This is a genomic window from Mesorhizobium sp. 8 (genome assembly GCF_006351905.1).
GTDB lineage: Bacteria > Pseudomonadota > Alphaproteobacteria > Rhizobiales > Rhizobiaceae > Mesorhizobium > Mesorhizobium composti.
In genome coordinates this window covers 1,002,047-1,020,262 of the sequence record NZ_CP040914.1, presented here as the reverse complement: position 1 = coordinate 1,020,262, position 18,216 = coordinate 1,002,047, and the positions used below count along the sequence as shown (strand labels likewise).

The 18,216-nt window shown below is 64.9% G+C and carries 23 protein-coding genes and 1 tRNA gene; 14 read left to right on the top strand and 10 right to left on the bottom strand.

Annotation, left to right across the window (positions count from 1 at the left end):
• Window positions 1-474 precede the first annotated feature (474 nt).
• Window positions 475-843, top strand: coding sequence for a hypothetical protein (locus FGU64_RS04765; RefSeq protein ID WP_139951095.1), 369 nt, complete (start codon window positions 475-477; stop codon window positions 841-843).
• Between the two features lie 141 nt (window positions 844-984).
• Here FGU64_RS04765 and FGU64_RS23205 read toward each other — a convergent pair whose 3' ends face one another.
• From FGU64_RS23205 to FGU64_RS04725, 8 genes are all read right to left on the bottom strand, one after another.
• Window positions 985-1,146 (bottom strand): hypothetical protein, encoded by a 162-nt coding sequence (locus tag FGU64_RS23205; RefSeq protein WP_180375633.1) that lies wholly within the window; start codon window positions 1,144-1,146, stop codon window positions 985-987.
• 78 nt (window positions 1,147-1,224) lie between these two features.
• Window positions 1,225-1,485, bottom strand: coding sequence for a hypothetical protein (locus FGU64_RS04760; RefSeq protein ID WP_139951094.1), 261 nt, complete (start codon window positions 1,483-1,485; stop codon window positions 1,225-1,227).
• A complete protein-coding gene (locus tag FGU64_RS04755) occupies window positions 1,482-2,678 on the bottom strand; it encodes a hypothetical protein (protein WP_139951093.1) in 1,197 nt (398 codons plus the stop codon). Before FGU64_RS04755 ends, FGU64_RS04760 begins: the two co-directional genes overlap by 4 nt.
• 439 nt (window positions 2,679-3,117) lie before the next feature.
• Window positions 3,118-3,194, bottom strand: a tRNA-Pro gene (locus tag FGU64_RS04745).
• A gap of 194 nt (window positions 3,195-3,388) precedes the next feature.
• Complete coding sequence (gene dprA, locus FGU64_RS04740; RefSeq protein WP_139951092.1) at window positions 3,389-4,513, bottom strand: DNA-processing protein DprA; 1,125 nt, start codon at window positions 4,511-4,513, stop codon at window positions 3,389-3,391.
• A complete protein-coding gene (plsY, locus tag FGU64_RS04735) occupies window positions 4,510-5,097 on the bottom strand; it encodes a glycerol-3-phosphate 1-O-acyltransferase PlsY (RefSeq protein ID WP_139951091.1) in 588 nt (195 codons plus the stop codon). The genes dprA and plsY overlap by 4 nt, the downstream gene beginning before the upstream one ends.
• Before the next feature lie 33 nt (window positions 5,098-5,130).
• Window positions 5,131-6,417 carry a dihydroorotase gene (locus FGU64_RS04730; RefSeq protein WP_139951090.1) on the bottom strand — a complete coding sequence of 429 codons (1,287 nt, stop codon included), beginning with the start codon at window positions 6,415-6,417 and terminating at the stop codon, window positions 5,131-5,133.
• A complete protein-coding gene (locus FGU64_RS04725) occupies window positions 6,414-7,376 on the bottom strand; it encodes an aspartate carbamoyltransferase catalytic subunit (RefSeq protein WP_139951089.1) in 963 nt (320 codons plus the stop codon). Before FGU64_RS04725 ends, FGU64_RS04730 begins: the two co-directional genes overlap by 4 nt.
• A 163-nt stretch (window positions 7,377-7,539) precedes the next feature.
• Here FGU64_RS04725 and FGU64_RS04720 point away from each other — a divergent pair, with 163 nt between their 5' ends.
• The 3 genes from FGU64_RS04720 (at window position 7,540) to FGU64_RS04710 (ending at window position 10,179) form a co-directional block, all read left to right on the top strand.
• Window positions 7,540-9,168: an acyl-CoA dehydrogenase family protein gene (locus tag FGU64_RS04720; protein ID WP_139951088.1), complete on the top strand. Its 1,629-nt coding sequence runs from the start codon at window positions 7,540-7,542 to the stop codon at window positions 9,166-9,168.
• A 133-nt stretch (window positions 9,169-9,301) separates the two neighbouring features.
• A complete protein-coding gene (locus FGU64_RS04715; protein WP_139951087.1) occupies window positions 9,302-9,850 on the top strand; it encodes a hypothetical protein in 549 nt (182 codons plus the stop codon).
• Window positions 9,850-10,179: a DUF6105 family protein gene (locus FGU64_RS04710; RefSeq protein ID WP_139951086.1), complete on the top strand. Its 330-nt coding sequence runs from the start codon at window positions 9,850-9,852 to the stop codon at window positions 10,177-10,179. The genes FGU64_RS04715 and FGU64_RS04710 overlap by 1 nt, the downstream gene beginning before the upstream one ends.
• Here the strand turns inward: FGU64_RS04710 and ruvX are convergent.
• Complete coding sequence (gene ruvX / locus FGU64_RS04705) at window positions 10,109-10,603, bottom strand: Holliday junction resolvase RuvX (RefSeq protein ID WP_139951085.1); 495 nt, start codon at window positions 10,601-10,603, stop codon at window positions 10,109-10,111. The genes FGU64_RS04710 and ruvX overlap by 71 nt on opposite strands.
• Window positions 10,604-10,675: 72 nt before the next feature.
• Here ruvX and FGU64_RS04700 point away from each other — a divergent pair, with 72 nt between their 5' ends.
• The 6 genes from FGU64_RS04700 (at window position 10,676) to FGU64_RS04675 (ending at window position 16,204) form a co-directional block, all read left to right on the top strand.
• A complete protein-coding gene (locus FGU64_RS04700; protein WP_139951084.1) occupies window positions 10,676-11,383 on the top strand; it encodes a metal-dependent hydrolase in 708 nt (235 codons plus the stop codon).
• A gap of 107 nt (window positions 11,384-11,490) precedes the next feature.
• Complete coding sequence (gene gatC, locus FGU64_RS04695) at window positions 11,491-11,778, top strand: Asp-tRNA(Asn)/Glu-tRNA(Gln) amidotransferase subunit GatC (protein ID WP_139951083.1); 288 nt, start codon at window positions 11,491-11,493, stop codon at window positions 11,776-11,778.
• 5 nt (window positions 11,779-11,783) lie between these two features.
• Window positions 11,784-12,251: a GNAT family N-acetyltransferase gene (locus FGU64_RS04690; protein WP_139951082.1), complete on the top strand. Its 468-nt coding sequence runs from the start codon at window positions 11,784-11,786 to the stop codon at window positions 12,249-12,251.
• Entirely contained in the window at window positions 12,251-13,732 is a 1,482-nt protein-coding gene (gene gatA, locus FGU64_RS04685; RefSeq protein ID WP_139951081.1) for an Asp-tRNA(Asn)/Glu-tRNA(Gln) amidotransferase subunit GatA, read from the top strand. The genes FGU64_RS04690 and gatA overlap by 1 nt, the downstream gene beginning before the upstream one ends.
• Before the next feature lie 137 nt (window positions 13,733-13,869).
• On the top strand, window positions 13,870-14,670 hold the full coding sequence (locus FGU64_RS04680; RefSeq protein WP_139951080.1) for a YdcF family protein: 801 nt from the start codon (window positions 13,870-13,872) through the stop codon (window positions 14,668-14,670).
• A 130-nt stretch (window positions 14,671-14,800) separates the two neighbouring features.
• Window positions 14,801-16,204, top strand: coding sequence for an L-serine ammonia-lyase (locus FGU64_RS04675; RefSeq protein WP_139951079.1), 1,404 nt, complete (start codon window positions 14,801-14,803; stop codon window positions 16,202-16,204).
• Window positions 16,205-16,267: 63 nt separating this feature from the next.
• Here FGU64_RS04675 and FGU64_RS23810 read toward each other — a convergent pair whose 3' ends face one another.
• Window positions 16,268-16,414, bottom strand: a complete 147-nt coding sequence (locus tag FGU64_RS23810) for a hypothetical protein (RefSeq protein WP_330998554.1) — start codon at window positions 16,412-16,414, stop codon at window positions 16,268-16,270.
• On the opposite strand from FGU64_RS23810, the gene FGU64_RS23805 reads away from it, so the two are divergent.
• The 4 genes from FGU64_RS23805 to FGU64_RS04655 all read left to right on the top strand — a co-directional run bounded on the left by FGU64_RS23805 (window position 16,352) and on the right by FGU64_RS04655 (window position 18,213).
• Window positions 16,352-16,498 (top strand): hypothetical protein, encoded by a 147-nt coding sequence (locus tag FGU64_RS23805; protein ID WP_330998552.1) that lies wholly within the window; start codon window positions 16,352-16,354, stop codon window positions 16,496-16,498. The genes FGU64_RS23810 and FGU64_RS23805 overlap by 63 nt on opposite strands.
• Window positions 16,495-16,833: a type II toxin-antitoxin system HicB family antitoxin gene (locus tag FGU64_RS23490; RefSeq protein ID WP_136353430.1), complete on the top strand. Its 339-nt coding sequence runs from the start codon at window positions 16,495-16,497 to the stop codon at window positions 16,831-16,833. Before FGU64_RS23805 ends, FGU64_RS23490 begins: the two co-directional genes overlap by 4 nt.
• Before the next feature lie 68 nt (window positions 16,834-16,901).
• The gene (locus FGU64_RS04660; RefSeq protein ID WP_139951078.1) at window positions 16,902-17,339 is read left to right on the top strand and encodes a DUF1489 family protein; all 438 of its coding nucleotides are present in this window, start codon (window positions 16,902-16,904) and stop codon (window positions 17,337-17,339) included.
• 178 nt (window positions 17,340-17,517) lie between these two features.
• Window positions 17,518-18,213, top strand: a complete 696-nt coding sequence (locus FGU64_RS04655) for a molecular chaperone DnaJ (RefSeq protein WP_139951077.1) — start codon at window positions 17,518-17,520, stop codon at window positions 18,211-18,213.
• Window positions 18,214-18,216: the final 3 nt, after the last annotated feature.

Below are 18,216 nucleotides of genomic sequence, written 5' to 3'. Positions count from 1 at the left end.
ATTATAGCGTTTTCAGGTGGATTTCCCGCCGCCACGTAAACGGGCGGAAATGCGAGAAAACGCACGCTTGGCAATTTCGAGGGAGGGGAACGTCCACGCGAGGGACGCAGAGCTATAAAAGGCGACTCGCCCCCACCCGTCAAGGATTCGGTTTTATCGTTTTTGTGACCCCAACATATTGTGTGTCACGCATGTGGATAACGGGGACTCGTAATTTCGAATTTTGCGGATGCGAGAATTTTCTTGAACTGCCGGTGCGCCCCGTCGAGGCACTGGTCCTCGACCCACCCCTCGCGCGCACGCGCTTGCGCGCGCGTGAGTCCTCATAGGAAAAACTGTATTTGCAATCACGCTAGACTTCGCCGCTGGTCCCCAGCAGGAAGGCCATGGAGCCGTCGATACCCCCGCCACATCGGTGAAGGAACGCTTCGACGCCGGCAACGTTGTTTGCTGACACCAACGAGGATCGCCGACATGGCCGACGAAGACACCAACACATCGCGCGTCGCAGACGCCGCCCGGAAATTAACCGATGACACCGAAGCGGCATTGCGAAAGGAAATCGCAAGTCTGAAGCGGCAGCTAACCCGGATGACGAACCAAATGGCCGGCCGGGCTGAGGAAGTCGGCGAAGAGGCAAGCGGCTGGTATGATGCTGCTGCCGATCGGGCAGCGCGTACCACCGAGGCGCTGAAGACGCAGGCGCAGACTGTCTCGGATACGGTGCGTGAGAATCCAGGTACCCATAGCGGTGCGCTTCTGCTCGGTGGTATGCTTGGTTTGGCAATTGGCATGATGCTCGGCCAGCAGGAAAGCCGTAGTGCGCGCTGGTGGGAGCGCTAAAATGGTGCGGCTAATCCTGATGGCCATCTTCGGTTATGCGGCGTATCGCGTTGCGGTTGGCGTCGCCGCTGAGAACCAAACGCGGGCGTTGATGCCAGCACCGTCGCCCGATAACCGTCCGCAGGCGGGGGGGCGCACACGTCAAGCCGCCTCCCGCTGATCTGTGTCGTTCTGATTGTCCGGCTTGAGATCGGGCCGCTCTCGATAAAGCTCTTCCCAGCTAATGCGCTTGCCGCGTAATGCGCCATCGTGCTTGGCGGGTTGGCCGGTCAGGTCGGTCGGGTCTGCGGTGGTGGAGGTCAAGGTCTGATCCTTTCTGATGAGAACGCACCGGCAACCGAATGCCGGCGCGCAAATTTTAACGTGCCCGCCGTAAAACCGCTACACCGGCCAGACGCTGCCCTCAGTCGTCGGGATCAGTTCGCCGCCATCGAGGGTTTTGAGCACTATAAAGTCCAAGCAGTCGGCGCCGGGGTTGTGGACGACACCCACGACCCGAACCCGCTCGTCATCGACCGTCTCCGCGTCGAACGGCGCGAGCGGCATCAGCGCCCCAACGCGCGGCGCGTCTTCGGCCAGCTTGGCTACGTGGTCGGTGAGCGCGCCGAGGAAGGCGTGATACATTTCCTCTCCGTCCATCATGCGGCCTCCGCGAGGTCGTCCGATGCCGGCGCATAGTCCAGCCCGCCCCTGTACCGCGGCATGACGGTGATCGGCCGGCCGGAAAGGGCTTTCAGTTGCTCCTCATTCTCGACGTTCTCGACATCCAGCGCCCGGAGCATGCGGCTGAATTCTCTCTGCGCATCGATCTGCGTTTCCTGCTCTGGATGGTTGATATGAATTTCATGACTCCATCTTTCCACTTCGCCCCGCTCGGCGAACGTAAAGGTGAAAATCGAGTGCGTTGTCGAAACCTCGTAGAAATCGACATTGACAATATCGACGACGCGCATGGGGCGCTCCTCTGGCTGCTGGCGGCCCGTCACATGGGATTCCGAATCCGCCTTCCGCGCCTTGTCCCTCTTCTTGGCGATGGCCGCTTCTTTCGCGTCGACATAGACTTCCGGCAGGTCTTCGTCGTACCGCTCGCCGCCCAGCCAGTTTGCCGGCGTAGGGATCCATTTCTTGTCGACGGGGTGCTCGCGGTAGTGCTCCGCCCACCGGCCAGCCGCCTCCACGATGCGTTCGGCAAGCTCTGGCGAGGGTGCAAGTTTATCCCACGCTGCCCGCGCCTTGGGCTTCTGATATTTGCGGGGAAATACAATCCAGAAGCGATCGAACGCGCTCTCCGGGTCCCTCGAACCCGGCGCGGTGGCCGTAAGGCCATCCGAAGCCGGGGGTTCGAGGGTATCTATATTTCCTACTTCACCGTCCGCCGGCTTTGTAAGCCGGCACGGTAAGCAGGATTCGTTTCCCACGGGGGACACGCTAGAACCCGTAGCGTTTCCCATGGGGGATACACATGCGTTTCCCATGGGGGATACGCTAGGAACATCTGCCTTAGTGTGCACCATGGGGGATACGCTAAGCCATTTTGGGGTATATTCCGTGGGCCGGGTGCCGCTGCCTGTGTGCTGGTCGAAATAGCCCCATTCCGTCAATTCTCGGCAGGCGCGGACAATGTGGCGTGTGCCCATGCCTGTAGCCTGTGCGAGGTAGCGAGCGCTGGCGCGGCCGTTGCCCTTCTTCTGTATGTACCGGTCGATGATCACCCATGCCACGGCAGCGTGACGGCCGGCGGTGCGGTTGTCCGTTAGGATCGCACCCAGCGTCCACCACTGCGACAGAAGCGTGCCCGGCTTCGCGGTGCGCGGTTCTTTCTTATCGTCCGTCATCGGCTGCACGGCCTCCCAGCGCTGCGGTCGCGGCAGCGGTCAATTGATCTGCTAGTTCCGGCGCGAAGGTCGCGCATCGCTTCCCCTGCACGGCAGGCGCATAGGTAAGGTGGCGTCCATCCGGCGAGCGAAGCAGTCGAAGATTATAAAGGCGGAGCGTGCCTCCTATCTCCGCATCGAATACAGCGACGCATGGAAACCGCCCGCTGCCCGACGAGGCGGCAGGCGCAATGCTGAGGATTCTCAAGGATCCCTCCTGTTGTGATGATGATTTCCCGAATCGCCGAACGGCACGAATGCGGAACATTCGCGCTTTCGGTTCGGGAGTTTTTCGGGACTCTGTGTACCGGAACCGGCGATTTAGACGCCTTTTGTTCCGTATTTGACGATATGCCGCTGGGGCGGCAATCGCAAAATTCTAATGATTTCAGTAAGTTAATGGTCGGAGTGGCGGGATTCGAACCCACGACCCCTTGACCCCCAGTCAAGTGCGCTACCGGGCTGCGCTACACTCCGAACCGCGTGAAGCCCTATATTCTCGACGCTTCCGGCGCAAGGCCCAATCGGACGAAATCGAGAAAAGGAACAGGGTTGGCTCCGGCGCTACTGAGCGTTCTCACGAGGTGGCGGATCGCAAATCATCTTTAGTCGTGATGGAAATCTGTTCGCCTCGCTCATTGCGAACCTTTCGGCGACAGCGTCCGCCGCGTCTACACCAGTGAGACGCTGCCGCCTGCGTGGCGCTCCAGCCGTCCGGCGAGGTCGAGTTCCAGGAGGATAGTAAGGACCTGCGCCGCGTGCAGGCCGGTGTGGCGGATGATCTCGTCGACGGCGACGGGCGTCGGCCCCAGCGCCTCGACTACGCGGGCGCGGTCGTCATCGCCGGGCGGTGGAACGCTCGAGAAGTCCTCCGGCTCGGCCAGCGAATCGGGCGAAGGCGTCGGCGCGCCGGCAAGCGGCGCCAGTGCGGCAAGGACGTCAGCGGTTTCGGTGACGAGAATGGCGCCGTCTTTCAAAAGGCCGTTGGTGCCGGCCGCGCGCGGATCGAGCGGCGAACCGGGCACGGAAAAGACGAGCCGCCCCTGTTCGCCGGCAAGGCGCGCGCTGATGAGGGACCCCGAGCGATTCGCCGCCTCGACGACCACGAGGCCGAGCGCCATGCCGGCAATGATGCGGTTGCGGCGTGGAAAATCCTGCGCGCGCGGCTGCCAGCCGAACGGCATTTCTGACACGATGGCGCCGCCCCGATCAGCAATCGCCTCGCACAATGCGACGTTTTCCGGCGGGTAGGGGCGGTCCAGCCCGCCGGCCAGCGCCGCCACGGTGCCGGTCGGCAGGCTTGCCTGATGGGCGGCGGTGTCTATGCCGCGCGCCAGGCCGGAGACGACGGCATAGCCGGCGGCGCCTAGTTCCGCCGCCAGCATGCGCGCCATCTTGATGCCGGCGAGCGAGGCGTTGCGGGCGCCGACGATGGCGACGGCGGGCAGGCTGAAGACGCCTTCATCGCCCTTGATCGCCAGCAGCGGCGGCGGATGGTCCATGTTCCTCAACAGCGCCGGATAGCCGGGCTCGCCGACGGCGACGAAGCGGGCGCCGAGGCGGCGCGCCGCTTCCATCTCGGCTTCGGCCTCGTCGGGCGAGGGGATGCGCACGGCCCGCGTCGCGCCGCCGTTCAGCGTCAGTTCGGGCAGCATGGCGAGCGCGCTTTCCGCCGATCCGTAGCGGTTGACGAGCTGGCGGAACGTCATCGGCCCGACATTGGGCGTGCGGATCAGGCGAAGCCAGGCAAGCCGCTGCCGGTCGCTGAGGCGCGGACCGGAAACGGACTCGCTCACCCCTTGGCCCCGATCCTGCCTTCGGTGCCGGCCATCAGGCGCTCGATGTTGGCGCGATGGCGCCAGAAAACCAGCGCGCTCATGACGAGGAAGGCGATCGCGAACGTGCCCTGGCCCGTCAGGTAGAGCGCCACCGGCACGATGACGCAGGCGGTGAGGGCTGCGAGCGAGGAATAGCGGAAGATCGCCGCCATGATGAGCCACACGACCGCGAATACCAGCGCGATCTTCCAGGCGAGGCCGATCAGAACGCCAAGATAGGTGGCGACGCCCTTGCCGCCCTTGAAGCCGAGCCACACGGGGAAGAGGTGGCCGATGAAGGCGCCGAAGCCGGCAATCGCCCCGGCTTCCGGCCCGTAGCGCAGGGCGACCGCAGCGGGCAGCGTGCCCTTGAGCGCATCGAGGATGAGCGTGGCGGCGGCAAGCCCCTTGTTGCCGGTCCGGAGCACGTTGGTGGCGCCGATATTGCCCGAGCCGATGGAGCGCACGTCGCCCAGCCCGGCGGCGCGCGTGAGCAGCAGGCCGAAGGGAACGGAGCCGCACAGATAGCCGACGATCAGCACGAGAACAGGAAACAGCGTCATTTCTCCCCCGTTGCCAGCCGCGCTTGGCTGCGGTCAGGCTGCAAACACTGTGCGGCCCGCAACCAGTGTTTGCAAGACCTTGCCCTGCAGCCGCGCCCCTTCGAAACAGGTGTTTTTCGAGCGCGAGCGGATTGCGGACTCGCTGACGATCCACGGCTCGTTCAGGTCGACGACGACCAGATCGGCCTGAGCACCAGGCGCGAGCCGGCCACCCGGAAGGCCGAACAGTCTTGCCGGCGCCGTCGACAGCGTCTCGACCAGCCGCAGAAGCGGCAGGTCGCCGTTGTGATAGAGCCGCAGCGCCACCGAAAGCAGTGTCTCCAGCCCGATCGCACCGGCAGCGGCGTCGGCGAAGGGCAGGCGCTTGGTGTCGACGTCCTGCGGATCGTGCGAGGAGACGACCACGTCCACCGTGCCATCGCGCAAGGCTTCGATCATCACCAGTCGGTCCTCCTCGGCACGCAAAGGCGGCATCAGCCGGAAGAAGGTGCGGTATTCGCCGACGTCATTCTCGTTGAGCGCCAGATTGTGGATGGCGACGCCGGCCGTCACGCTGGCGCCGTCGTTCTTGGCGCGGCGCACGCCATTGGCCGCTGCCTCAGTGGATATCTTGGCGGCGTGGTAGGCGCCGCGCGTCAGCCGCGCCAGCGCAAGGTCGCGCTCCAGCGGGATGGTCTCGGCCTCGCGCGGGATGCCGGGCAGGCCGAGCCAGCTCGCATAGAGCCCTTCGTTCATGACACCGGCGCCGCCGAGGTCGGCGTCCTGCGTCTCGTGGGCGATGACGGCGCCGAAGTCGCGTGCGTAAGTCAGCGCCCGGCGCATCACCAGCGAATTGGCGATGGTGTGGCGGCCGTCGGTGAAGGCCACGGCGCCTGCCTCGCGCAGCAGGCCGAACTCGGTCATTTCGCGGCCGGCCAGGCGGCGGGTGATGGCAGCGGCCGGAAAGACGTTGACGGCGGCGGTGTCGCGTGCCGTGCGCAGCACGAACTCGACCAGCGCCACGTCGTCGATCACCGGATCGGTGTCCGGCATCATGACGAGGGAGGTGACGCCGCCGGCAGCGGCCGCGATGCTCGCCGAAGCGATCGTCTCGCGGTGCTCGGCGCCCGGCTCGCCGATGAAGACGCGCGTGTCCACCAAGCCCGGCAGGATCGCCTTGCCGGCGCAATCGATCACCGTGGCGCCTTCCGGCGCACCCTGGTTGAGCGCGGCCTTGCCGGCCGCCGCGATTTTTTCCCCGTCGACGACGACGGTGCCGACCTCGTCGATGCCGCGCGAAGGATCGACGATGCGGGCGCGCTCGAAGACGGTGACGGTCATGCGGCGCGCCCCTCGTTGCGGCGCGGATCGAGCAGGGCTTCCATCACCGCCATACGTACGGCCACCCCCATCTCGACCTGTTCTTGGATGACGCTTTGCGGCCCGTCGGCGATCTCGGAAGCGATCTCGACGCCTCTGTTCATCGGACCGGGATGCATGACCAGCGCGTCGGGCTTGGCCGCCTTCAGTTTCTCGGCGTCGAGGCCGAAATAACGGAAATATTCGCGCACCGAAGGCACGAAGGCGCCTTCCATGCGCTCGCGTTGCAGGCGCAGCATCATCACCACATCCGCGTCCTTCAGGCCGTCGGCCATGCTGCGATGGACGATGACGCCCATCTTCTCGATACCGGACGGCAGCAGCGTGGAAGGCGCCACCACGCGCACCTGCGCGCCAAGCGCATTCAACAGGATGATGTTGGAGCGCGCCACGCGCGAATGCAGGATGTCGCCGCAGATCGCCACGATCAGCTTCGACAGCGGCCCCTTGGCGCGGCGGATGGTGAGCGCATCGAGCAATGCCTGCGTCGGATGCTCGTGCGTGCCGTCGCCGGCATTGACGACCGAGCAGCCGACCTTTTGCGCCAGGAGGGCGGCGGCGCCGGCCGACTGGTGGCGGATGATGAGGATATCCGGCCGCATGGCGTTCAGCGTCATGGCGGTATCGACCAGCGTCTCGCCCTTCTTCACCGAGGAACTCGCCACCGACATGTTCATGACGTCGGCGCCGAGGCGCTTGCCGGCGAGCTCGAAGGACGACTGCGTGCGTGTCGAGGCTTCGTAGAACAGGTTGATCTGCGTTCGCCCGCGCAGCGCCGTCGTCTTCTTCTCCGACTGGCGCGAGATCGCCACCGCGCGATCGGCGCGTTCCAGCAAAAGTTCTATATCGGCGGGGGAAAGCGGCGCGATGCCGAGCAGATGGCGGTGCGGAAAGAGCGGCAGAGGCGAAGCGTCGGTCATCTCAAGGCGCTGCTATATTGCGCGAGGCAGGGCGCTGCAAGCACGGGCTTTGGATAGAGCGGCTTTCCACCGGTATTTTCATCGCGCCCACGGTCACCCTCCGCTATAACCCCGCGACGGCGGCGGATTCGTATATATCTTGCGGCCAGGTAAAGGATGAGGCGTGACAGACGAGGTATCGAACCAGTCCCAGCCGTTGACCGGCGGCAATGCCTGGCGCAGCGATCCGCTGCTGATCCAGCTTGCCGAGCGTTTTTCCGAGCCGGTACGCAAGGATCTCGACGGGCTCGGCCGCTTCGTGCTGACACAGGAGGCGCAGGACTTGGCGCGGCTCGCCAACACCGATACGCCGGTGCTGCGCACGCACGACCGGCAGGGCCGCCGCATCGACCTGGTCGAATACCACCCGGCCTATCACGCGCTGTTGCGGCGCTCGGTGGCGATCGGCCTGCATTCCTCCGTGTGGGAGAACGGCGAGGCCGAGATCGGCCGCCGTCACCAGGTGCGCGCGGCGCGCTTCTACCTGACGGCACAGCTGGAGACGGGGCATCTGTGCCCCATCACCATGACCAGCGCCTCGCTGGCAGCGCTGATGGCCAACCCCAAGATTTTCCGCGAATGGGCGCCGCGCGTGACGACGCGCAAATACGACCAGAGCCAGAAGCCACCGGTCGAGAAGGCCGGGCTGACGCTCGGCATGGGCATGACCGAAAAGCAGGGCGGCACCGACGTCCGCACCAATACAACGAAGGCCGAGCGTGCCGGCTCCAGTGGCTTCTACCGCATCAGCGGCCACAAATGGTTCATGTCGGCGCCGATGTCGGACGCCTTCCTGGTGTTGGCACAGGCGGCGGAAGGCCTTTCGTGCTTCCTGGTGCCGCGCATCCTCGGCGACGGTTCGGGCAACGGCTTCCGCTTCCAGCGCCTGAAGGACAAGCTCGGCAACCGCTCCAACGCGTCGTCGGAGGTCGAGTTCGACGGTGCCATCGGCGAGATGGTCGGCGAACCGGGCGCCGGCCTGAAGACGATCATGGACATGGTGACCCTGACGCGGCTCGACTGCGCGGTGGCTTCCGCTGCCGTCATGCGCGCGGGGCTCGCCGAAGCGGTCAACCACACGCGCCAGCGCAAGGTTTTCGGTTCCAATCTTGTCGACCAGCCGCTGATGCAGCGCGTGCTGGCCGACATGGCGCTGGACGTCGCCGCCGCCACCGCGCTTTCGTTCCGGTTGGCGCGTTCCTTCGACGATGCCGCTGGCGACCGCGGCGAGGCGGCCTTTGCGCGGGCCATGACGCCGGTGGTCAAATACTGGGTGTGCAAGATCGCGCCGGCGCTGCTCTATGAGGCCATGGAGTGCCTGGGCGGCAACGGCTACGTCGAGGAGGCGCCGCTGGCGCGCTACTATCGCGAGGCGCCGGTCAACGCCATCTGGGAAGGGTCGGGCAACGTCATGGCGCTTGACGTGCTGCGCGTCCTGTCGCGTGCGCCCGCGCTGTTCGAGGACGTGCTGGCCGGTATCGATCGCGATCTCGGCGCCAGCGGACGCGGCACCATCGGTGTGTTGAAGGCGGCCATGCAGGTGGCGGCGACCGACGAGGGGTCGGCGCGGCTTTTGACGGAACAGCTCGCACTGGCCGCGGCCGCGGCGGAGCTGCGCCGGCTGGGGGCAGGGCGGATCGCCGACGCCTTCGTCGAAACACGGCTGGCCGGCCAGTGGCGCACCACATACGGCATGATCGACGCGCGCCACGATGCGCGCATGATCCTCGACACGCTCTATCCGGCAAGCTGACCGCGTTGCGCGCGGGGCCACGCAGGGCCGGCGTCCTGCCTGTGGATGGCCGTTAACCTTAACAAATGGTTTCCGTTGCCGTCGACGGCCCCGAGGATCAGTTTACGGTCACCAAGCGGGACCGTCGACCGTCATGCGCCACCTTCTAAGTTCCTTTCTGGCTTTGCACTGGGCAGCGTTGTTTGCCCTGCTGGCCTTTGTCTGCACGACCGGCACCGGCGCGCTGGAAAATGCGCTGGCATCGCTCGGTGCGACGCATGCCGACCCGCAGAGCCTCAATCTGGACGGCATGCTGATGGCGGCGCCGCTGGCAGCGGCTTTCCTCGTGGTCGCGGCGGTATTCTGCTGGGCGCTGATCGAAACCTTCCTGGGCAAGGATGCAGGGAGCACCGAAACCATCTTCAAGATCGGCTTCGTTGCCGCCGGCGGCGTATCCCTGCTGGTGCTGATCTGCGGCACAGCGCAGGGCATAGAAGGCCTTTTCCTGCCTTCGGCGGCGCATCTGGCGGCACTTGCTGCGTCCTATCTGGCTGTCGTGGGAGAACGCCTGACCGCTCCCCAGCCGAAGGTCATATCTCTCCCGGCAAGTCGAACGACTATTCATGCGATGGCCAGGGGCGCCGCCCATGCGTCCCTTCTGTCTCGCATCTCCGGCCGGCCCGATTCTGGAGCACAATCCTGATGCGCGCGCTGCTTTTGCTCTGGGCCTTGCCGCTCGGTCTGTTCTGGGGCTGGTACTTCCTGTCGCTCAACGATCTCAGTTTCGGCTACATCATGTTCAGCCGGCAGTTGCACGACCTCGTTTTCCAGATCTATGGCGAGATTCTGGGGGTCGATCCGTCGCTCATTCCGGGCATGGTCGCCAAGGCCTGCGTGTTCGATTCGCTGATCGTGCTGGCGATCCTGGCCTTCCGCCGCCGGCGCGTCATAGCCGGCTGGATCAGGGCTGCATATGCCCGCTGGGAGGGCCGTTCAGCACACGAAGCCGGTCCAGAACTCCCTGCAGAATAAAGGCGGCGGCGGCCGAATCGATCTTGCCGGCGCGCTTGCTGCGGGAAAAATCCATCTCGATCAGCGTGCGCTCGGCCGCGACCGTCGACAACCGCTCGTCCCAGAAGGCGAAGGGCAGGGGGCTGAGCGGCGCCATGTTGCGCACAAAGGCGCGCGATTTCTGCGCGCGCGGCCCTTCCGAGCCGTCCATGTTGACGGGCAGGCCGATCACCACGGCGCCGACGTCGTCTTTCTCCAGCTGAGCCAGGAGCGCCGTCACGTCTAGCGTGAATTTCTTCCGGAGGATCACTGGGCGCGGATGGGCGAAGGAAAGGCGCGCGTCGGAAACGGCAATGCCGATCGTCTTGTCGCCGAGGTCCAGCCCGGCAAGCGTCTTGCCGGGAGCGAGGTTGCCCGCGATGTCCTCGACGGCGATGACGGTCATGGGCGGGGCTTTCCTTTGACTTGGCCTGCCGGCGTTCTATCCTTCAAGGCGACAGAAATCGAGGAGACCTCCATGAAGCTTACCTGGTACGGCCATTCCGCCTTCCGCATCGAGGCGGGCGGAGCCAATATCCTCATCGATCCGTATCTTATCGGCAACCCGTCCTGGCAGGGCGGCTGGGAAGGACCGGCCGAAGGCGTCACGCACGTCCTTTTGACCCATGGCCATGACGACCATATCAGCGGCGCAGTCGAGGTGCTGAAGAAGTCCGGCGCCGTGCTGGTGGCGAATTTCGAGATCTGCATGTTCCTCGTCGGCAAGGGCGTCAGCGACAAGAAGATCAACCCCGGCAACATCGGCGGCACGGTCGATTGCGGCGGCTTCACCACGACATTCGTGCAGGCGCTGCATTCGTCCTCGACGCAGTCCGGCGGTGGCGGGAACACCTATCTCGGCAATCCGGGCGGGCTTGTGCTGCATTTCAGCGACGGCGAGACGCTCTACCACATGGGCGACACCGACATCTTCTCCGACATGGCCCTCATCCACGAACTGCACGAGCCGACGGTCGGCATCGTGCCTGTCGGCGACCGCTTCACCATGGGCGGCGCGGTGGCCGCACTTGCCTGCCGGCGCTTCTTCAAGTTCGAAACGGTGGTGCCCTGCCATTTCGGCACCTTCCCGATCATCGACCAGAACGCCGACAAGTTCGTCGCCGGAATGGAAGGCTCGGGCGTCAAGGTGGCGCTGCCCGGGATCGGCGAGACGATCACGGTCTGACGGACCGGTACGGGCCGAGCGAAGGCCGAAGCGCGCGCCCGGTTGCGCGGCGGGCGCGCCGCCGCTATAGCCCGGGCAGGTTTTCTTTCCATATCCGGACCACAGCCATGTCAGTCGATGTCCAGACGGTGAAACGCGTCGCACGCCTTGCCCGCATTGCGGTGAGCGAGGACGATGCCCAGCGCATGACCGGGGAACTGAACGCCATCCTCGGCTTCGTCGAGCAGCTGAACGAAGTGGATGTGTCGGGCGTCGAGCCGATGACCTCGGTGACGCCGATGGCGATGAAGAAGCGCCAGGACGTCGTCATCGACGGCAACAAGGCGGTCGATATCGTCGCCAACGCGCCGGCGACCGAAGAGGGCTTCTTCCTGGTGCCCAAGGTGGTTGAATAGCGACCATGGCGGCCGGAATCGCCATCGAAACCCCGTTGCAGGACGACGTGCGGACCATGGTCGCGGCGCTCAATGCCACCATGATGCCGCTCACGCCGCGCGAATTCCAGTTCCAGCTGACTGTCGAGCAGATGGCGGAGCCGACTGTGACCCTGTTCGTCGCGCGCGAGGCCGACGGGCATCCTGTAGGCATGGGAGCGCTGAAGAACCACGGTGCCGGGGTGGGCGAGGTCAAGCGCATGTTCACGCTGCCTCAGGTGCGCGGTCAGCGTGTCGGCGCGCGCATCCTCCAGCATATCGAGACACTGGCGCGCGAAAAGGCCATGTCGCGGCTGGTGCTGGAGACGGGTGAAGCAGAAGGCTTCGAGCCTGCCTGGCGCGTCTATGAGCGCGGCGGCTTCACCCGCTGCGGCGCCGTGCTCGATTATCCCGATTCCGGTTTTTCCCGGTTTTACGAAAAGAAGCTTTCCTGATGACCGACCTGACGAGACTGACGATTGCCGAAGCGCGGACCAAGCTGCGCGCCAAGGAGTTTACGGCCACCGAGCTGACCGACGCGTATCTGGCGGCCATCGATGCGGCCAATCCCTCGCTCAACGCTTATGTCGCCGTGACCCACGACAAGGCGCGCGCCATGGCCAAGGTTTCCGATGCGAAACTGGCAAAGGGTGAAGCCGGCGCGCTGGAAGGCATTCCGCTCGGCATCAAGGACCTGTTCGCCACCGAAGGCGTGCATACCCAGGCGGCCAGCCATATCCTCGACGGCTTCAAGCCGCGCTACGAATCGACCGTGACGGCCAATCTGTGGGCGGACGGCGCCGTCATGCTGGGCAAGCTCAACATGGACGAGTTCGCGATGGGCTCGTCCAACGAGACGTCCTACTACGGCCCGGTGGTCAATCCTTGGCGGGCGAACGGCTCCAACAAGCAGCTCGTGCCGGGCGGTTCCTCCGGCGGCTCGGCCGCCGCCGTTTCCGGCTTCCTGTGCGCCGGCGCGACGGCAACCGATACGGGCGGCTCGATCCGCCAGCCGGCAGCGTTCACCGGCACCGTCGGCATCAAGCCGACCTACGGGCGCTGCTCGCGCTGGGGCACCGTCGCCTTCGCCTCGTCGCTCGATCAGGCAGGCCCCATCGCCCGCGACGTGCGCGACGCCGCGATCCTGTTGAAGTCGATGGCTTCGGTCGATGCCAGGGACACCACCTCGGTCGACCGCCCGGTTCCCGACTACGAGGCGGCCATCGGCCGTCCGATCAAGGGAATGAAGGTCGGCATCCCGAAGGAATACCGCATGGATGGCATGCCTGAGGAGATCGAGGCGCTGTGGCAGAAGGGCATCGCCTGGCTGAAGGAGGCCGGCGCCGAGATCGTCGACATCTCGCTGCCGCATACGAAATACGCCCTGCCGGCCTACTATATCGTGGCTCCGGCGGAAGCCTCCTCGAACCTCGCCCGTTACGACGGCGTGCGCTACGGCCTGCGCGTGCCCGGCAAGGACATCGTTGAGATGTATGAGAACACCCGCGCCGCCGGTTTCGGCCGCGAGGTCAAGCGGCGCATCATGATCGGCACCTACGTGCTGTCGGCCGGCTACTACGACGCCTACTACCTGCAGGCGCAGAAGGTGCGCACGCTGATCAAGAAGGACTTCGAGGACACCTTCCACGCCGGCGTCGACGTCATCCTGACGCCGGCGACGCCCTCGGCCGCCTTCGGCATCGCCGATCAGGACATGAACGCCGACCCGGTGAAGATGTACCTGAACGACATCTTCACGGTGACGGTAAACATGGCCGGCCTGCCTGGCATCGCGGTGCCGGCGGGGCTGGATGCCAGCGGCCTGCCGCTCGGCTTGCAGCTGATCGGCCGTCCGTTCGACGAGGAGACGCTGTTCCAGACCGCTCATGTCATCGAACAGGCGGCGGGCCGGTTCCAACCGCAGAAGTGGTGGTAGTGCGTCCTTCGAGGCTCGCTTCGCTCGCACCTCAGGATGAGGGCCGTATGGTGCCAACCTCTGCGAATGGCGTTTGTGTACAACCTTCCTCATCCTGAGGTGCGAGCGAAGCGAGCCTCGAAGGACGCACGGATTCGATGTTCTTCATCCTGTCGAAAGTCTTCTGGTTCTTCGCGCAGCCGCTCAATCTGGCGATCTTCCTGCTCTTGGCCGGCGGTATCGCGGCGGTGTTCGGATGGCGCCGGTTGGGCATTGCCGTGCCGGTCGCCGCATTCCTGATCCTCGCTTTTTCTACCTGGACATCGCTGGGCGCGCTGCTCATCGGGCCGCTGGAGGATCGTTATCCCCGGCCTGCGGTTCCACCCGAACGTGTCGCCGGCATCGTCGTGCTGGGCGGCGGCTTCGAGGGCGCGATCAATCTTGCCCGCGGTGGCTACGAGCTGAACTCCAGCGGCGACCGCTTCGTCGAAACGGCGATCCTGGCGCGGCGCTATCCGGACGCCAAGGTCGTCGTGACGGGCGGCGTCGGCACGCTGGTGCTGGAAGGCGAGGGGGACGGGGTCAGCGCGCCGCGCCTTTTGACGGCGCTGGGCGTCGCGCCGGAACGTCTCGTCCTGGAAAGCCAGTCACGCAACACCTACGAGAATGCCGTCTTCACCAAGGCGCTGGTGACGCCCAAGCCCGGCGAGACATGGCTGCTCGTCACATCCGCCTTCCATATGCCGCGCTCCAAGGCGCTGTTCGACAAGGCGGGCTTTCCGACGGTGCCATGGCCGGTCGACTACCGCACCTCCGGCAAGGAGGGCGTTTCGCTGTTCGCCGACAACCCGATCGATTCCGTTCAGACCACCACCATCGCTGTCCGCGAATGGATCGGCCTCGTCGCCTACTGGCTTACCGGCAAGATCGATGCACCGTTTCCCGGGCCTGATCGATAGAGCGGCGACGGGCATGTCGCGCGCTGAGCAGGCAAGGTCGGTCGGCGCTGCTCGCGGGGCATGAAAAACGTCAGAAAGATCGCCATATCTCCTGTATGAAGACAGGATTTCGGCAGGGAGATTTGCCAGCGTGTTCCTCTCGGTTTTCGACCTGTTCAAGATCGGCATAGGCCCTTCCAGTTCGCACACGATGGGGCCGATGACGGCGGCGCGGCGCTTTCTCGACGAAGTGGCCGGCAACGACTGGCCGCGCCCGGCCGGCACTGTGGTGGATCGGCTCGGCGCCAGCCTGCACGGTTCGCTGGCCTATACGGGCATCGGGCACGGTTCCGACCGCGCCGTCGTGCTCGGCCTAGCCGGCGAGACGCCGCAGACGGTCGATCCCGACCGGACGGAAGCCATCGTGGCGCGGATCACCGCCGAGAAGCGGATCTCGCCGCCGGGGCACCCGTCCTACCGCTTCGATCCGAGGACCGATCTCGTTCTGGACAAGAAGACGCCGCTGACCGGTCACGCCAACGGCATGACTTTCTACGCCTACGACGCGGGCGGACGGCTGCTGCTCAAGCGCATCTATTATTCCATCGGCGGCGGCTTCGTCGTTTCGGAAGAAGAACTACAGCGCATGAAGGCGCGCGGCTCGGTGACGACGGAAGGCAAGAAGGTTCCCTATCCCTTCAGGACCGCCGCCGACATGCTGGCCATGGCAGCCAAGAGCGGCCTGTCCATCGCCGATATGAAGCGCGTCAACGAGGAGACGCAGCAGGCGCGCGAGGAACTGGATGCGGGGCTGGACGCCATCTGGACCGCAATGACGGGCTGCATCGACCGCGGCCTGTCGCAGGAAGGCATCATGCCGGGCGGTCTGAAGGTGCGTCGCCGCGCCCGCCAGCTTCACGACCGCTTGCAGGAGCAATGGCAGCAGAACCGGCCCAATCCGCTGCTCGCCAACGACTGGCTGTCGATCTACGCCATGGCCGTCAACGAGGAGAATGCCGCCGGCGGTCGCGTCGTCACGGCGCCGACCAACGGCGCGGCCGGCGTCGTGCCGGCGGTGCTGCGCTACTGGCTGCACTTCCACCCGGAGGCCGATCAGGCGTCGATCCGCGACTTCCTGCTGACGGCTGCCGCCATCGGCGGCATCATCAAGACCAATGCTTCCATTTCCGGTGCCGAGGTCGGCTGCCAGGGCGAGGTTGGCTCGGCCTCGGCCATGGCGGCGGCCGGTCTGTGCGCGGTCATGGGCGGCACGCCCGAGCAGGTGGAGAACGCCGCCGAAATCGCGCTGGAGCATCATCTCGGCATGACCTGCGATCCGGTCGGCGGCCTTGTCCAGGTGCCCTGCATCGAGCGTAACGCGCTCGGTGCCGTGAAAGCCGTCACCGCCGCCTCGCTTGCCATCAAGGGCGACGGCAAGCATTTCGTGCCGCTCGACGCGGCGGTGGAAACCATGCGCCAGACCGGCATGGACATGAGCGAGAAGTACAAGGAAACCAGTCTGGGCGGTCTGGCGGTCAATGTCGTGGAATGCTGAGTTCCTTGCGTTTGGTGCCAAATATCGGTACCATAGCACATGAAGCGAAAGCATGAAGCCACGCTAGAGCAGATTTTCCACCGGCCGGTCAGCGGTACGGTCCGATGGTCGGATATCGAAGCGCTCTTCGTCGCGCTCGGTGCGGAAATCAGTGAGCGGGAAGGCTCGCGTGTAGGTGTCTTTTTGTTCGGCGAGGTTCGTGTTTTCCATCGTCCTCATCCCAGTCCCAATACGGACAAAGGTGCTGTTGCCAGCATCCGGAAATGGCTGGAAAATCACGGAATACAACCATGAAAAACATCATCGAAATCGACGGGCACAAGGCTATCGTTTCGTTCGACCCCGAAATCGGCATGTTGCGTGGGGAATTCGTCGGGTTGACCGGCGGCGCGGATTTCTATGCTCGTGATGTGGATCGTCTTTATCAGGAGGGTAAGACCTCGCTGAACGTTTTCCTCGAAATGTGCAAGGAAAAGGGTCTTGCTCCATTTCGAGAGTTCTCAGGACGGTTCAACATTCGGCTACCTCCAAAGATGCATGAAGCGGCGGTCGTTGCCGCTGCGTCGGAGAACAAAAGTTTGAACGAGTGGGTGACAGAGGCGATAGAGGCGGCAGCCGAAGCATCTTGATGCTCTGCGCCTGTGCAAAAATTTTCGGCATCGTTGAATGCGGGCAGGCCAGCCGCTAAATTCCGGGTATGGCACTCAATCTCCTGAAATTGTGCGTCGGCAGCGACAGCGTCGAGGACCTCGAGGAATGGATCGCCCTCAAGCTCGACGAGCGGCGCAGGGCCGGCGAGCCGATCGAGCACTGGCACACCACGCGCATGGTGCCGACGCGCGGTGCCGAGATCGTCGACGGCGGTTCGCTCTACTGGGTCATCAAGGGTTCGGTGCAGTGCCGCCAGCGCATCACCGAAATCAGGCCGTTCACCGATGCGCAGGGCATCGGTCGCTGCCGTCTCATGCTCGACCCAGAAGTGGTGCGCACCGAATGGCAACCGCGTCGCGCTTTCCAGGGTTGGCGTTACCTGAAGCCGGCCGACGCGCCGCGCGATCTCGGCCAGGGCAAAGCGGGGCTGGTCGCCATGCCGCCGAAGCTCAGGCATGAACTGGCAGAACTCGGCCTGCTCTGAGCGCCTTTACCGGCCTCGGAGGTGCCCTTTCCCGGTCAAGATTGCGGACTAGATATCGGAGCGACCGCGCTGAGAGCCGGTCGACAGCGATAGCAGGACCCTGCGTCGGTCGTCCGCATTGCCGACGCCGGTGAAGTGGTTCTATCCTTGTCGGTCGTTGGAGGACAACGGGAGAGAAATGACCCTGTTGATGGCAATCGTCGCCCTGCTTGGCGTGCTCCTGGGTGGGCTCGCGCTGTTTTTGCGGGCCGATCCGCAACGACTGGCGGACAGTTTCAGGGCTGTGGGACCTGCGATCCTTGCCTTGGCCGGCGCGGCGACCGCATTCAGCGGGCGTGTCGCGCTCGCTGCACCCGCTCTTCTGGCCGCGCTTGCCTGGTGGACCCTGTCGCGACACCGCCGCCGCGCGACGCCGCTTTCCAGCCGCCGTTCCATGGTGCGTACGGCGGCACTCGAAATGGAACTCGATCACGATACCGGGGCGCTGGAAGGGCTGGTCCTGGCCGGCAGCGCGGAAGGCAAGACGCTGGGATCGATGGGTCTGGAGGAGTTGCGCGTGGTCTATCGCGAACTGTCCCCGGACCCCGACAGCGTGCGCCTGCTAGAGACGTATCTTGACGGCCGGTTTCCCGTCTGGCGCCACGACGTGCATGCGGACGACGGCGAAGGGCTGGGCGTTGCGCCACGTACGCGCACCATGACTAAGGAGGAGGCCTACAAGGTCCTTGGTCTTCAGGCGGGAGCCGCCGCGGCGGATATCCGCAAGGCGCACCGCCGCCTGATGCAGCGCCTGAACCCCGACATCGAACGTTCGTCTTTCCTGGCGGCGCGCATCGACGAAGCCAAGGACGTTCTTCTCTCCGATCATGGCTAATTC

Coding starts and splice junctions, on each gene's coding strand:
- FGU64_RS04765 (WP_139951095.1), top strand. CDS start 475: ATGGCCGACGAAGACACCAACACATCGCGCGTCGCAGACGCCGCCCGG.
- FGU64_RS04760 (WP_139951094.1), bottom strand. CDS start 1,485: ATGATGGACGGAGAGGAAATGTATCACGCCTTCCTCGGCGCGCTCACC.
- FGU64_RS04755 (WP_139951093.1), bottom strand. CDS start 2,678: ATGACGGACGATAAGAAAGAACCGCGCACCGCGAAGCCGGGCACGCTT.
- plsY (WP_139951091.1), bottom strand. CDS start 5,097: ATGACGCTGTTTCCTGTTCTCGTGCTGATCGTCGGCTATCTGTGCGGC.
- FGU64_RS04730 (WP_139951090.1), bottom strand. CDS start 6,417: ATGACCGTCACCGTCTTCGAGCGCGCCCGCATCGTCGATCCTTCGCGC.
- FGU64_RS04725 (WP_139951089.1), bottom strand. CDS start 7,376: ATGACCGACGCTTCGCCTCTGCCGCTCTTTCCGCACCGCCATCTGCTC.
- FGU64_RS04715 (WP_139951087.1), top strand. CDS start 9,302: ATGCGCCACCTTCTAAGTTCCTTTCTGGCTTTGCACTGGGCAGCGTTG.
- FGU64_RS04710 (WP_139951086.1), top strand. CDS start 9,850: ATGCGCGCGCTGCTTTTGCTCTGGGCCTTGCCGCTCGGTCTGTTCTGG.
- ruvX (WP_139951085.1), bottom strand. CDS start 10,603: ATGACCGTCATCGCCGTCGAGGACATCGCGGGCAACCTCGCTCCCGGC.
- FGU64_RS04700 (WP_139951084.1), top strand. CDS start 10,676: ATGAAGCTTACCTGGTACGGCCATTCCGCCTTCCGCATCGAGGCGGGC.
- gatC (WP_139951083.1), top strand. CDS start 11,491: ATGTCAGTCGATGTCCAGACGGTGAAACGCGTCGCACGCCTTGCCCGC.
- FGU64_RS04690 (WP_139951082.1), top strand. CDS start 11,784: ATGGCGGCCGGAATCGCCATCGAAACCCCGTTGCAGGACGACGTGCGG.
- gatA (WP_139951081.1), top strand. CDS start 12,251: ATGACCGACCTGACGAGACTGACGATTGCCGAAGCGCGGACCAAGCTG.
- FGU64_RS04680 (WP_139951080.1), top strand. CDS start 13,870: ATGTTCTTCATCCTGTCGAAAGTCTTCTGGTTCTTCGCGCAGCCGCTC.
- FGU64_RS23810 (WP_330998554.1), bottom strand. CDS start 16,414: ATGGAAAACACGAACCTCGCCGAACAAAAAGACACCTACACGCGAGCC.
- FGU64_RS23490 (WP_136353430.1), top strand. CDS start 16,495: ATGAAAAACATCATCGAAATCGACGGGCACAAGGCTATCGTTTCGTTC.
- FGU64_RS04660 (WP_139951078.1), top strand. CDS start 16,902: ATGGCACTCAATCTCCTGAAATTGTGCGTCGGCAGCGACAGCGTCGAG.
- FGU64_RS04655 (WP_139951077.1), top strand. CDS start 17,518: ATGACCCTGTTGATGGCAATCGTCGCCCTGCTTGGCGTGCTCCTGGGT.